11 protein-coding genes, 1 pseudogene and 1 riboswitch are annotated in these 12,121 nt (G+C 58.0%); of the genes and pseudogenes, 2 read left to right on the plus strand and 10 right to left on the minus strand.

What is annotated here, in order from left to right:
* Window positions 1–22: 22 nt before the first annotated feature.
* The 10 genes and pseudogenes from H7B90_RS30490 to H7B90_RS30535 form a co-directional block, all read right to left on the minus strand.
* Window positions 23–1,396 (minus strand): ABC transporter substrate-binding protein, encoded by a 1,374-nt coding sequence (locus H7B90_RS30490; RefSeq protein ID WP_373316007.1) that lies wholly within the window; start codon window positions 1,394–1,396, stop codon window positions 23–25.
* A 543-nt stretch (window positions 1,397–1,939) separates the two neighbouring features.
* Window positions 1,940–3,070 carry a mandelate racemase/muconate lactonizing enzyme family protein gene (locus H7B90_RS30495; RefSeq protein WP_246578930.1) on the minus strand — a complete coding sequence of 377 codons (1,131 nt, stop codon included), beginning with the start codon at window positions 3,068–3,070 and terminating at the stop codon, window positions 1,940–1,942.
* Window positions 3,071–3,236: 166 nt separating this feature from the next.
* Complete coding sequence (locus tag H7B90_RS30500; RefSeq protein ID WP_185139679.1) at window positions 3,237–4,199, minus strand: ROK family protein; 963 nt, start codon at window positions 4,197–4,199, stop codon at window positions 3,237–3,239.
* A gap of 345 nt (window positions 4,200–4,544) precedes the next feature.
* Window positions 4,545–5,054 (minus strand): annotated as a pseudogene (locus H7B90_RS30505) (extracellular solute-binding protein); the annotation flags it as partial.
* Window positions 5,055–5,091: 37 nt separating this feature from the next.
* Window positions 5,092–6,294, minus strand: a complete 1,203-nt coding sequence (locus H7B90_RS30510) for an MFS transporter (protein ID WP_185139680.1) — start codon at window positions 6,292–6,294, stop codon at window positions 5,092–5,094.
* A gap of 309 nt (window positions 6,295–6,603) precedes the next feature.
* Window positions 6,604–7,179 (minus strand): TetR/AcrR family transcriptional regulator, encoded by a 576-nt coding sequence (locus H7B90_RS30515; protein ID WP_185139681.1) that lies wholly within the window; start codon window positions 7,177–7,179, stop codon window positions 6,604–6,606.
* Window positions 7,180–7,248: 69 nt separating this feature from the next.
* A complete protein-coding gene (locus tag H7B90_RS30520; RefSeq protein ID WP_185139682.1) occupies window positions 7,249–7,632 on the minus strand; it encodes an RrF2 family transcriptional regulator in 384 nt (127 codons plus the stop codon).
* A gap of 115 nt (window positions 7,633–7,747) precedes the next feature.
* On the minus strand, window positions 7,748–8,650 hold the full coding sequence (locus H7B90_RS30525) for an NAD(P)/FAD-dependent oxidoreductase (protein ID WP_185139683.1): 903 nt from the start codon (window positions 8,648–8,650) through the stop codon (window positions 7,748–7,750).
* A gap of 31 nt (window positions 8,651–8,681) precedes the next feature.
* On the minus strand, window positions 8,682–8,996 hold the full coding sequence (trxA, locus tag H7B90_RS30530; protein ID WP_185139684.1) for a thioredoxin: 315 nt from the start codon (window positions 8,994–8,996) through the stop codon (window positions 8,682–8,684).
* A gap of 535 nt (window positions 8,997–9,531) precedes the next feature.
* On the minus strand, window positions 9,532–9,927 hold the full coding sequence (locus H7B90_RS30535; protein ID WP_185139685.1) for a hypothetical protein: 396 nt from the start codon (window positions 9,925–9,927) through the stop codon (window positions 9,532–9,534).
* Between the two features lie 318 nt (window positions 9,928–10,245).
* A riboswitch (cyclic di-GMP riboswitch) is annotated at window positions 10,246–10,328 on the plus strand.
* 407 nt (window positions 10,329–10,735) lie between these two features.
* Between H7B90_RS30535 and H7B90_RS30540 the strand changes: the two genes are divergently transcribed.
* Together H7B90_RS30540 and H7B90_RS30545 are read left to right on the plus strand one after the other, a co-directional pair.
* Complete coding sequence (locus H7B90_RS30540) at window positions 10,736–11,644, plus strand: methyl-accepting chemotaxis protein (protein WP_185139686.1); 909 nt, start codon at window positions 10,736–10,738, stop codon at window positions 11,642–11,644.
* Window positions 11,645–12,091 (plus strand): GAF domain-containing protein, encoded by a 447-nt coding sequence (locus H7B90_RS30545; RefSeq protein WP_246578931.1) that lies wholly within the window; start codon window positions 11,645–11,647, stop codon window positions 12,089–12,091. It begins immediately after the preceding gene.
* The last annotated feature ends 30 nt before the right edge of the window (window positions 12,092–12,121 follow it).

The raw sequence follows: 12,121 nt of genomic DNA on the forward strand, positions 1-12,121 counted from the left end.
GGTCCGCCCCTTGCGCTATCGCTTATTTGCCGTCGGCCAGCGGTTGAATCTTCTTGGCGACGTTATCCATCGCTTCCTGCGGCGACAGCGTGCCCTTGATCGCCTTCTCCGTCTCTTCGGTGAGAGCTTGCAGGTATTCGTTGATATAGGCGCTGTTCGGGAAGCCGTTCAGGTTCGCGCTCTTGGCGCGCTCGTAGAATTCCCACATCGTCTTGTTCTCTTCGACCTTCAGGCGTTCGTCGTCAAGCGCCGAGGTAATGGTCGGGATGACGTGCGCATCGAGCGAATACTGGACCTGGGTGTCCGCCTGCATCAGGTATTGCATGAACTCCCAAGCTTCGTCCTGGTGCTTCGCCTTCTGCGGAATGAACACCGCGCGCGGGCTGACCATGCCGGAGCCCTTCAGCTCGGGATGATCGGCCGGGTACGGGAACGGCGCGACGCCGATCGGGCCGTCCTCGCCCCGCTCCGGCATGAAGTGGTATTCCCAGCCGATGAACATGGCCAGCTGTCCCGTCAGCAGCGGGTCCTGCGGCGTGCCGCGCTTGCCCATGCCGGACTTGAACTTGTCGATCTGGCTCTGGCCGAATTCTTCGTAGAAGGAACGCTGGTAAGCGATCGACTTGACGTTCGGCTCCGCGTTCGGCGTCACCTTGCCGTTCGCGTCGATCCAGGAGCCGCCGAAGATGACCGGCCAGAAGACGTTGTCGATCCACGGAAAATCCGGAATGAAGCCGATCTGCGTAATGTTGCCGTTCGCGTCCTTCTTCGTCAGCTGCTTCGCGTAGTCGAACAGCTCCTCCAGCGTCTCCGGCGGCTTGGTCAAGCCGGCGTCCGCGAAGTCCTTCTTGTTGTACATGAGCGAGCTGGCCATGCTCATCGTGAACGGCATCGCGTAATATTTGTCGTTGATCTTCATCCGTTCCATCGCGGCGGGAATGACGGTGCCGACGTCGAAGCCGGATTTGGAGATGTAATCCGACAGGTCGAGCACGGCGCCGGCGTCGGCCCAGGGACCGATGTTGTTCCAGTAGGTCAGCAGGATGTCGGGCGCGGCTCCGCCGGAGATCGCCGTCAGCTGCTTCGTCGGATCCTGGTTGCCCAGCATCTTGACCGTAATATGGTCGTTCGTCTTGTTGAACTGGTCGACCAGCTTCGTGATCGGGCCGGCATCCTGGTCCGTATACGTCGTCCAGAAGGAGATCTCTACCTTGTCCTTCGGCTTCGCGCTCTCGCTCGCCTGCGACGAAGCGCTCGGGCTCGCTCCGGAGCTCGATCCGGAGCTCGGGCTGGCGCTTCCTCCATTATTATTGTTGGACCCGCAGCCTGCCAGAAGAGATAGAGTAAGTACGGTCGTGCCTGCTAATGCCATCGATTTGCGGTTGAACATGGTCATGCTTGACTCCTCCCTTAATCTCGATCTTATGGTTGGTGAATGCTAAGCCGGCCAAGCGAACGTTCCTTGTTGCGCGAACGGGCTTCCGACCACCTCCCCGACGGAATCTCCTTGGGGCCAGGAAGAAATATTCTGCCTATCCCAATGGACTATAATGGATTTTTTCTCCTTATGCGTTAAAAAAAAAGGACGACGCCCCCTTCGCATATACGGATTGGTTATCCGGGCTCCGGGTCGCTTCTCTTTGCGGAGATCGTGCCGCGTCGAGCTTTCTTATATTGCCAGGTCCCCGTTTCGATTGGGGGAGGCGGCTAGCGACGGCTAACGAATCGAGGCGACGCTATTTCGTGCCGGAAGCCCGTTTTCGCCCCGGGTGGACCCGAATAAGATCGCTGGAGTTCGTTAGAGTTTCAAAAGGGGCTTTATAACGCTAAATAGCGTCTCCTGAATTCGTTACAGAACGGACGGGGCCTATGAACCGGAAGGAACCCTGCGATTCGGATTGAATCCAAGAACGAGACTTCGATGTCTCCACATCGATGGTTAGACGTTCGACCGACAGCCGTAAAGCTCCAGCTTCTCCGCGGAGATCTCGCAGCCGATGCCGGGCCGATCCGGAAGGACGACGTCCCCTTCGTCGATCCGAGGTCCCGAGGCTACCGGATCGTCCGCCAGGAAGAGAGGACCGTTCAAATCGACCGGGTCCTCGATTCGCAAATAGCGGAACAGATGCGCGCTCGCGGCCAGCGCCAGCCTCGACTCCGTCAAGCCTCCGCCCAGCAGGCCGAGCCCCGCTTCCCTCGCCAGCTCTCCGCAGCGTCTCGCGCCCGTCAGCCCGCCCATCTTCGTCACCTTGACGACGACCGTATCGCACGCTTCGGCTCGGATCGCCTGCATCAGGTTGCCCGTCGTCCAGATGCTCTCGTCGAGCGCGATCGGAATGTCCGTCTTCCTCCGCAATTGGGCGTGTCCGTGAAGATCGTCCGCCCGGAGCGGCTGCTCGAAGACGTCGACGCCGATCCGCTCCATCGCCCTCGCGAGCTTCGCGGCCTGCTGCAAATTGTAGGCCTGGTTCGCGTCCGCCCGCAGGAACAGGTTCGGAGCCGCTGCCTTGACCGCCTCCAGAAGGTCGAGGTCCGCGTCCGGGCGGAGTCCGAGCTTCACGTCGAGGCCGCGATACCCCTTCGCCGCGGCGTCGGACGCCATCCGCCCGGCTTCCTCCGGGCTGGCCGTACTGATCAGATAGGACAGCTTCAGCTCGGGACGGAACCCGGCGAACCACAGCTCCGGCAGCCGGCACCCCCGCTCCCGGCCGATGGCGTCGTGCAGCGCCATGTCGACCGCGGCCTTGGCGATCGGCTGCCCGCCGCTTAAGTCCGGCTTGATCTCCTTGTTCATCAAGCCGTGAATCGTCTGGAGATCGGAGACTTCCGCTCCGAGCAGCGCCGGCTTCAAATATCCCGCGATCGTGCTCGTCACCGTCTCCAACGTCTCGCAGCTCCAGCGGTGGCTCGGTCTCGCTTCGCCCCAGCCTTCGACGCCGACGTCCGTAACGACTCGGACGTAGACATGCGGCGCGCCTTCGTTCGGACTGCCGACCGTGCCGCCCGAGATGGCGAAGCTCGTCTTCATCGGCAGCCGCAGCGGATAGACTTCGACGTCAGTTATTCTCACCTTTGAATCTCAACCTCCTTCCCGATCCCTTCTCGGCGTAACGTTATTGTAACGTATTGGCGAGAAAAAATCTTCATTTCGCTGATTTAAAGACGAATTATTCTCCTTTTCTGTCCCTCACGATGCCAAGATCGTCGATTGGATGTCATTTATTATAACTCATATATCACACAAGCGTGGACCCGTGATTCTCCGCTCCGACTCCGTCCCACACCAGCTTCGCCGCGCCGATCGTGCCGGCCATGTTGCCCAGCTCCGCGGGTACGATCTCCAGCACCGGATCGTCCGCGAAGCCATGCAGCGTATGGCCCCGAACGTACTTCCGGACGCGCTCGAACAGGAACTCTCCCTGCGCCGTCACGGCCCCTCCGATAATGACTGCCGTCGGGTTGAAGCCGTGGATGAGGTTCGCCGTGCCGATCGCGATCCATTCCGCGTAGCGGTCGACGATCCGGACCGCTTCCTCGACCCCGCTTCGCGCCGCCGCGAACAGCTCCTCCGGGGAGGACGACCACTCGCGGCCCGCGGCCTGTTCGGCGGCCATCCGCCGAAGCGCCGTGACGGACGCGTACTGTTCCCAGCAGCCGCGAAGACCGCACGTGCAAGGCTGCCCGCCCATCGAGACGATCTGGTGGCCGAAGGCGCCCGCATACCCGTTCCTTCCCCGGTAAGGCCTGCCTCCCGCGATGAAGCAGCCGCCGATTCCGGTTCCGAGCGCCAGACAGAGGAAGCCGTCCCGCCCGCGGCCCGCACCCAGCCACGATTCGCCGAGCGCAAGCGCATTCACGTCATTGTCCACGTAGATCGGAAGATCTCCGGTCAGCTCCAGCTCCTCGCGCAGCGACGTGCCCTGCCAGCCCGGCAGGTTATCCGTGGCGCTGCCGATGACGCCTTGCAGGTTCACGTAGCCGGCCGTGCCGATTCCGACGCCGGCCAGCGCAAGCTTCCGTTCGGACGCGATCCGCTCGTAGCCCCGGACGATCTCCGCCAGCTTGCGCAGCAAGCCCGGCTTGCCCCCGGACGCCTCGGTAGGCGTCGACTGCCGCTCCAGGATCTCTCCGTCCGCGGCGATTAGGCCGCTCTTCACATGGGTGCCTCCGATATCGATCCCGATTGCCGCCTTCTTCATCGCGCGTCCCCTTCAATCGAACCCGTTAGAGATGATTGCGTTTTCTTTTCTGTATAGTAGCATAGGTTCGCAAAAAAGAGCAATACTCCTTTTTTATTTATTTGTTTTGAAGATTTTCTCCTCCATTTCCCGGCACACCCCTTCGAATATGCCAAATTTTATATATTTTCCAACACACTTCCTTTACCGAAGACGTGTACCTTCATAAACGGAGCCAGGCTGCCGATCCATATCGGCAGCCTAGAAAGAAGATAATAAGTGTCGTAAATTAAGGCGCTTAAAGCCTCGAAGACCCCTTCCTGGGTATCTCTCGCAAAGAGAAGCCCGCCGCGGCGATTCGAGCCGTTACTTGCTGCCGTTCACCGCCTTGTACGCGGCTTCGTATTCGGCGACGATCTTGTCGCCGCCCGACTTCCGCCAGTTGCTCACCGCCGGATCCTGTTCCGTGAACGCCTTCGCTACGTTGAACAGATCGTCCGTCGTCTTCGGCACGGGCAGTCCGAGCTTATCGAGCCAATCCTTGCAGAGGATGACTCCGTTGCGCGCGACGTCCTTCATGAACGGGATGCCGTACAGCTTCCCTTCGATCGACGCGGAGGTGCGCATGTCCTGCGGGATGGCCGCCAGGTTCGGGACCTCGTCCAGGTAAGGGCTCACTTCCCAGAACATGCCGGACTTGAGCGCTTCGCGGACCGAAGAATTCTCCAGGATCGTCAGCGTGACGATATCGGCGAGCGAGTCGGAAGCCAAGGCGGTGTTCAGGCGCTCTTCCTTGGAGGCGTCGGGGTACTAGGAGAACTCGATATCCGTGTTGGTGGCCTCCTTGATTTTGTCCAGTACCGTATTGGTAGGCGGATGGGGCGCGATTATGCCTTTGCGTTAAGCCTTTAGGTTACGCCTGTCTCTCCGTCGCAAAATAAATCAACGCGAGAGCCGGCAGGGCGATGCCGATCCATAGAGCCGCTTCCCAGCCGCCCGCCGCGTACGCCCAACCTCCGAGCGCCGAGCCGACCGCGCCTCCGGCGAAGAAGATGGCCATGAACAAGCCGTTAAGCCGGCTGCGGTACTCCGCGCCGAGGGAGAAAATCGCGCGCTGCCCGAGAACCAGATTCGCCGACACCCCCATGTCCAGCAGGATGGCCGCAACGACCAAGACGATTAGCGCGAAGGTCGAGCCGCCTTGGATGAGGAGCGGCAGGACGACGGAGACGAGCGCCAGGGCAAGAGCAATCGCGGTGCCGGGACGAATCCAGCCCCGGTCCGCGAGCCGGCCGGCCACGGGCGCCGCCGCCGCGCCGGACACGCCGACCAGCGCGAATATCGCGACTTCGGTCTGAGAGAAGTGGAAGGTCGGACCGGTCATCAGCAGCGGAACCGTCGTCCAGAACAAGCTGAACGTTCCGAACAGGCACGCGTGGTAGATCGCTCTGCGCTGAAGGATCGGCGTCGTGCGAAGCAGCCGCAGCATCGAGCCGATCAGCGCGGAATAGGGCGTCGCGTTCGTCGGCTGCCTGGCCGGGAGCACCCGGGCCAGAACGAAAGCCAACACGAGAATCGCCGCCGAGGACAAGTAGTACACGGCTCGCCAGCCCATATATTCCGCGATGAGGCTGGCGACGGGACGGGCCAGCATAATTCCGAGCAGCAGCCCGCTCATGACGTTCCCCACGTTGCGGCCGCGCGTCGCGTCCGGCGACAGATGAGCGGCATAAGGTACGAGCACCTGGGCCCCGACCGATCCCAGACCGATGAGCAAGGAGATGATGAGGAACGGCGCCGCGCTATGGACGGCCGCCGCCCCCGCGAGCACGGCGGCCGTCGCGATGAGCAGCGTCACGACCAGCTTGCGGTTCTCGAGAATGTCTCCGAGCGGAACGAGGAATAACAATCCGAGGCCGTAGCCGATCTGGGCGAGCGTGACGATCAGGCCGGCGGCTCCGGAAGACAGCCCCAGCTCCGAGCTGATGGGCCCTATCAAGGGCTGGGCGTAATACAGATTCGCGGCGATCAGGCCGCACGCGGCGGCGAGAACGAGGACGATCCACGCCGGGATCGACTTTTCGATTTTCCGATTTTCAATAGCGATCGTGTTCATGTTGCTCCTCCTCTTGGGATGGCGGATATTCCGCCATATTGGAACGATCGTTCCGATAATCTCAAAAAAAATGGGCGCCCCTTGGCGGTGCGAGCCCTAACGGACTCAGGAATCGCTATTTGGCGTCAAACGCCTATTTTCGAAACTCTAACGAATCGTAGAAACGTTATTTTGTTCCGGAAGCCCCTTTTTCCCCTTGATGGCCCTAAATAAGATCGCGTGGATTCGTTAGATTCGATAAATCCCCATTTTCAACAAAATAGCGTCGTTTGATTCGTTAGCCGTCTCCCGTCCGCTTCTTTCGTCGTGTCACAGCATCTCGATGACCTTCTCCATCATGTCGACGATTCTCGCCTTGTCCTTGTTCACCTTGGCGACGACATTGATGCTGTGGTTAAGGTTCAGCAGCAGCAGCGCCAGAAACCGGATGTCTTTGGAGGAATCGATCTCTCCCGTTTGCTGCCCTCTCTCGAGCAGCTCATAGAAAGCTCGCTCCAGACTCTCGAATCTGTCTTGAATTAACTTCCGCACCTGTTCGTCAGGCGAATCCATATCGGTGGCCGCGTTCGTCACCAGGCATCCTCCCGGCAGAGCTTCGTCGAAGGCGGCGGCGATGTGGCGCTCGAAGTAGGCTCGAATCCCCTCTCTCGCGGATTTCGCGTTCGTCAGCAGGTCTCTTTTGCTTTGCCTTGTTCGCTTGTAATGCTCGATGGCCTCCACGTATAACGTCTCTTTGTCCGTGAAGGTCTCGTACAGGCTGGACCGGCTCAGCTTCATGGCCGCGAGCAAATCCGGAATGCTCGTCGCTTCGTAGCCCTTCCTCCAGAACACCAGCATGGCCTGATGGAGAACGTGATCCCGGTCGAACTCCTTCACCCGTCCCATGGCAACCCCTCCTCCTTATCCGTAGGGTCAGTATATCTTTTCAGGAATGAATAGTCCAGTATTTTTTTCTCAACCGATCATGACATCGGAGATTCTGTATTTCTTTAGGCATGTGATTGTACACCTGTCGATCTCTGTTTTAACTTGTTCAAGACTGCGCCATCCGTTCCCCATCTCGTTTTGACTTCCCTTCTCGCTTCTCGCTGCTTCATAGGCATCTGCCAGTGAAATTTGCGTTGAAGGAAGTTTAAGCTTATAACCTCCGTCACGGCCCTCCTTAGCTTCAACGAGTCCAAGCCTCAGCAACTCGGAAACGATTTTTCTCAAATAAACGGCATGTACATGCAGATTTTTGGCCATTTCCGAGCTGCTCAACGTTCCTCCATGCTTGGCCAACAGCAATAGTACGCCCAGTGTTGCATGGAATCTATGCGTTCCGAATTGAACATCCAATTCCGCTTCCCTCCTCTCGCCCGTTCTGTTCCTTCAAGCCAATCGCTTGCCTTTGAAAAAAATGCCCTTCTCTCCAAGAAACTTTTTCCCAAAGAGAAGGACATGTCCGCTAGAGTTAAGCGAATTCTTCTTCTGTCAGTTCCATATTGATGCCAATGGCCGCTTTGCTTCCGCCGGCTGCCGCATAAATCAACTGAGAGGGCATTACGTAAGCCGCATCCCCGGCAGCATACACCCCTGGAACCGTGCTTTTGCCCCACTCGTTCGTGGCGATACCGCCAAGCTCATTCACCTCATAACCAAGCGATTCCTGAAAAGCCGCCTTCGGTTTCCATTCCGGCGTAACGAATCCTCCCGTTCTCTCGATCCGCGTGCCATCCGCAAATTCCACCTGCCGCAATTTCCCCTCGTGCCCGATAAACTTCGCTACTGCTTGTTCAACCACTTCGATGTTTCTGGATTTCAGCAGCTGTATCTGATCGGCGTCCAGAACAGCATGCCCGTTCGTGCAGATCACAAGATCTTTACTCCAGGTATAGAGCAGCTTCGCCATATGAAACACTCCGGAGCTCTCGGAAACGACGATTAGCGGCTGATCCCGGAGCTCCCAGCCATCGCAGTAGGGACAATTGAACAAACTGGTTCCATAACATTCGCGCAAACCGGGAATGTCCGGGAAGACCTCCCGAAGTCCCGTGGCGATCAGCAATTTGCGCGCTTCAAACGGTTTTCCGGCGGCCGTCGCGACGGCGAACCCGTTGTCGGTTCGGCGAATCTCGGTTACTTCCCAAGGTAAACGTTCTACGGATGGATACCTCAGAACCTCCTCATAGGCAATACGCCTGAATTCGGCCGGCGTCACGCCGTCTCTTGTAATAAATCCATGGGAGGCATGCGTAACCGCATTTCGGGGCTGGCTGTTATCGAATAACGCAACGCTGCGCCTGGCCCGTCCAAGCACCAGTGCCGCATTCAGTCCTGCCGGGCCTCCGCCGATAATGGCACAATCATAACTCAAAAGGATCTCCCCCTCCGCGCCGCAGTGTGATTTATTGGGAGGCAACAAGCTGCTGCAAGGCCGCTTTCGGCAATATGCCGATTTCTTTATACAGGGGCTGTCCATCTTTGAATATAACGGTTGCCGGTATGCTCATAATTTGAAATTGGGAAGAGGTTACCGGATTGTCGTCTACATTAACTTTGACCACTTTAACGGAATCATCCGCTTCCCTTTCAAATTCCTCTAGAATAGGTGCAAACATTCTGCACGGACCGCACCAAGAAGCCCAAAAATTCACTACGGTTACACCTTCCGTTTGCACCATCTCTTTAAAAGTAGAATCCTTCGCGTGTTGAATAGCCATCTGGATCATCCTTTCTAATTAAATACATTAAGGATATATTATGTCTAAAATTACACATGAGACATTCAACTGTTTATGTGTTGGAGTTTGAGGCCATTCGAGGGCTGCCGTTGTCCTGCCATCCTTCTCACCTCCTTTCATCGGCCGCTTTCGATATCCGTGAGGAGTTTTATCTACAAAAGATATTATAGCTATATGATATCTATAATTGGTCAAAAAACCGATCCTCTCCGTTCGCGACGGATATGGACTTTCGATAATCACAGACATCATGAATCCATAATAACTTCATTTTGTATAAGATGCAAGCACCCAACGCAACCCAACGCAACTGTAGCTAAGAGTTACAAGTCCAATTTTTTGATGAAATTTTTCTGGTCCTTCGTGAACGTATAGCCGCGCTTCTCGTAGAACCGGTGGGCGTTCGTTCAAATCTTCGCCAAGACACCCCCTCGCCCGCTTCCGCAGCGAACAGGGGGTGCCTTGTCAGGCTTGCCGGCCGGGAGAATCAGGGTCGATCAGGAGCTGGAATCGATCAGTTCACGCTAAAAGAATAGCTCGTAGCGGTGCTGCTGTAGAAGCTTGCCACGACATACAGGGTACCGCCGCCGAAGAAGGAGACGCTATACGTGCCGGCCGGCTTGTAGGCCAGCAGATTGCCGCTAGCGTCGCGCACTTCCATCGCGGTTCCGGAATTGCCGTTTAACGTACGAGTCCCGTAGCTCACGTTCGTCATGACCCAGTAGTCGTTCACGTCGCTGCCGCTGACGGTTCCCCAGTTGTATTCGCCGAAGGAGGTCGGACTTGCCGTCGCCAGCGAGTTGTTCGGTTCGGTCTCCCCGGCAGCCGACGCGGTCGCCGCGAACGCCAATGCCATCGCGAATACGAGCAGTCCGACTCTTGCGAATCTTCCCGTTTTCTTTTTCGTCATTCGCACCCTTTCCTGACATTTTTTACCGACCGGCAGCTCTATTATAGCATGACGAGACCCGGCACGTTAGCGGCCTAAAAAAAGAGAAAGAGACCTCGGTCCGGAAGGACTCAGGTCTCGCGACTTCTCCGAGCTGCCAAGGCGCATCGGATATGCTTATTTGCAAACTCTTATTATACCAGCTTTTGATAACGCTTTCACTATTTTTGCCGTTATTTTTCGAGAAAATATCCATTTACCTATCAAAACCTAGGACTTAACTACCAATAAATGTCATAGGCAGGAGCGCATTGGGCGCCTATCGTCTCATAATTTCATAAGTTGCAACGGCAAACCTGTCGAAAGACAGCGACGCAAAGCCACGGGTCTACGGTACCAACTATGATCGCCGGGCTGCCAACTTCCAGGGCTTGATCTCCTCTTGGGCAGCAAGGGCTTCGTTCGTCGAAGGCCCTTTTTTTGTTGTCCGCGGGGACGCCGCCTCCTGCGAACGACGCCAGAACCGCGAAAGAGGGTGAACGATGCCGATTGAGACGCGCCCTGATCCGGCGAATGACTCGTTAGCCGGTTCGGCCTGCAAACGCGTTGCGTTCGAATATGCGAGATGCTGGAGGAGAATGACGTGAAGGACAGGCGTTGGAAAGACGGCTTCTTGGGAAAATGGATCCGGCGGGCCGGCGATTCGCCCCGCGGGGCAGGCTCGACCGATCGACATCATGGCGCGGCGCCGCCATCATCCGAGAGTCTCGCCGCGAACGGGCGGCCGAACAAGGAATTTATAACCCGTATCTCGGAGTTGTCCGGGACCGTGGCGAACACGTCCGAATCATTGGCCGGCAACATCGAGTTCGGCACGGACCTTATTGTCGGAATCTCCGAATCGATTAAGCAGATCGCCTCGGGAAGCGAATCGATCGCCGAGAGCGCGCGGGGGAACCAGCTTATGCTCGCGGAAGTGAGCAAGGGCATGGAGCAGATCGCGGAGTCCTCCCTGGCGCTGGCGAACGAGACGGCCGAAGTCGCGCAGAAGGCGGGCGAAGGCTTGCGGTCGATCGAACGGGCCGTCGCGCAGATGCAGGTCATCTCGGAAGCGGCTTCGGCTTCGACGGCCGCCGTCGCGCAGATGGACCACCGCACCGAAGAGATCGACCGCGTCACCGTCATCATGGCGGAGATCGCCAGCCAGATTCAACTGCTGTCGCTGAACGCGGCGATCGAAGCCGCGCGGGCGGGCGAATACGGCCGCGGCTTCGCCGTCGTGGCCGACGAGATTCGCAAGCTGGCGGATCAGTCCACATCCTCCGCCAAGGACATCGCGAAGACGGTCGCCCATATCCGTCAGAGCTCCCGGGAGTCGAAGGAAGCGATGAACCGGGTCGCCGCCGAGATTCAAACGGGCTACGAATGCGTCGACGTGGCGGGCCACTCGTTCCAGGAGATCGTGGAGCTGACGGAGCAGGTATCGTTCAAGGTGCAGGAGGTATCGAGCGTGACGGAGGAAGTCAGCGCCAGTGCGGAGCAGATTCTCGTGTCCGTGCAGGAGACCGTCTCGATCACCGAGGTGTCGCTGGCCGGCACGCGGGAGATCGCCGTCTGCGCGGAAGAGCAGCTGACGATCATGGAGGACTCGCTGGAGTCCGCCCGCCAACTGCGGGAGCAGGCGAAGCGGCTCAGCGGCGAGATCGGCTCGCACGCCGGCGAGAAGGAGGTTGGTTGAGTGACATCGACGTTGACGGAACGGCTTCAGGAATTGTTCGGTCAGCTGGAACGGATTACGAACGTGCAGGACATCGCGTACCACCGGATCAAGGAGGGGAAATTAAGTCCCGTTCTCAAGACCAAGACGGATCATCTCGGCAACGAGAAGTGGAAGAGCGTGCACGCGGCCAGCCCGGTCTTCGTCGAGGACGATCAGCTGCTCCGCGAGATCGTCCGGAATCCGAGGCCGATCTACGTGCAGGACGTCAAGAACGATCCCCGGTCGGCCGAGGAATTCTTCCTGTTCGGCATCGACAGCATTCTCATTCTCCCCGTCGCGGAGGGCTCGGTCGTGCGCGGAATCGTGGTCGTGGCATCCATCGGTCAGCTGCATTCGTTCACGGATGAAGAAGTCCGGCAGGCGGAACGGCTCGTGGAGCAATATAGAGAGATTTTACTAGGATAACGGAGGAGATGAGGCTGTCGATTCATTGTG

Origin of the sequence: Cohnella xylanilytica (assembly GCF_014212175.1) — a bacterium.
Taxonomy (GTDB): Bacteria; Bacillota; Bacilli; order Paenibacillales; family Paenibacillaceae; genus Cohnella; species Cohnella xylanilytica.

Coding starts and splice junctions, on each gene's coding strand:
- H7B90_RS30490 (WP_373316007.1), bottom strand. CDS start 1,396: ATGACCATGTTCAACCGCAAATCGATGGCATTAGCAGGCACGACCGTA.
- H7B90_RS30500 (WP_185139679.1), bottom strand. CDS start 4,199: ATGAAGAAGGCGGCAATCGGGATCGATATCGGAGGCACCCATGTGAAG.
- H7B90_RS30510 (WP_185139680.1), bottom strand. CDS start 6,294: ATGAACACGATCGCTATTGAAAATCGGAAAATCGAAAAGTCGATCCCG.
- H7B90_RS30515 (WP_185139681.1), bottom strand. CDS start 7,179: ATGGGACGGGTGAAGGAGTTCGACCGGGATCACGTTCTCCATCAGGCC.
- trxA (WP_185139684.1), bottom strand. CDS start 8,996: ATGGCTATTCAACACGCGAAGGATTCTACTTTTAAAGAGATGGTGCAA.
- H7B90_RS30535 (WP_185139685.1), bottom strand. CDS start 9,927: ATGACGAAAAAGAAAACGGGAAGATTCGCAAGAGTCGGACTGCTCGTA.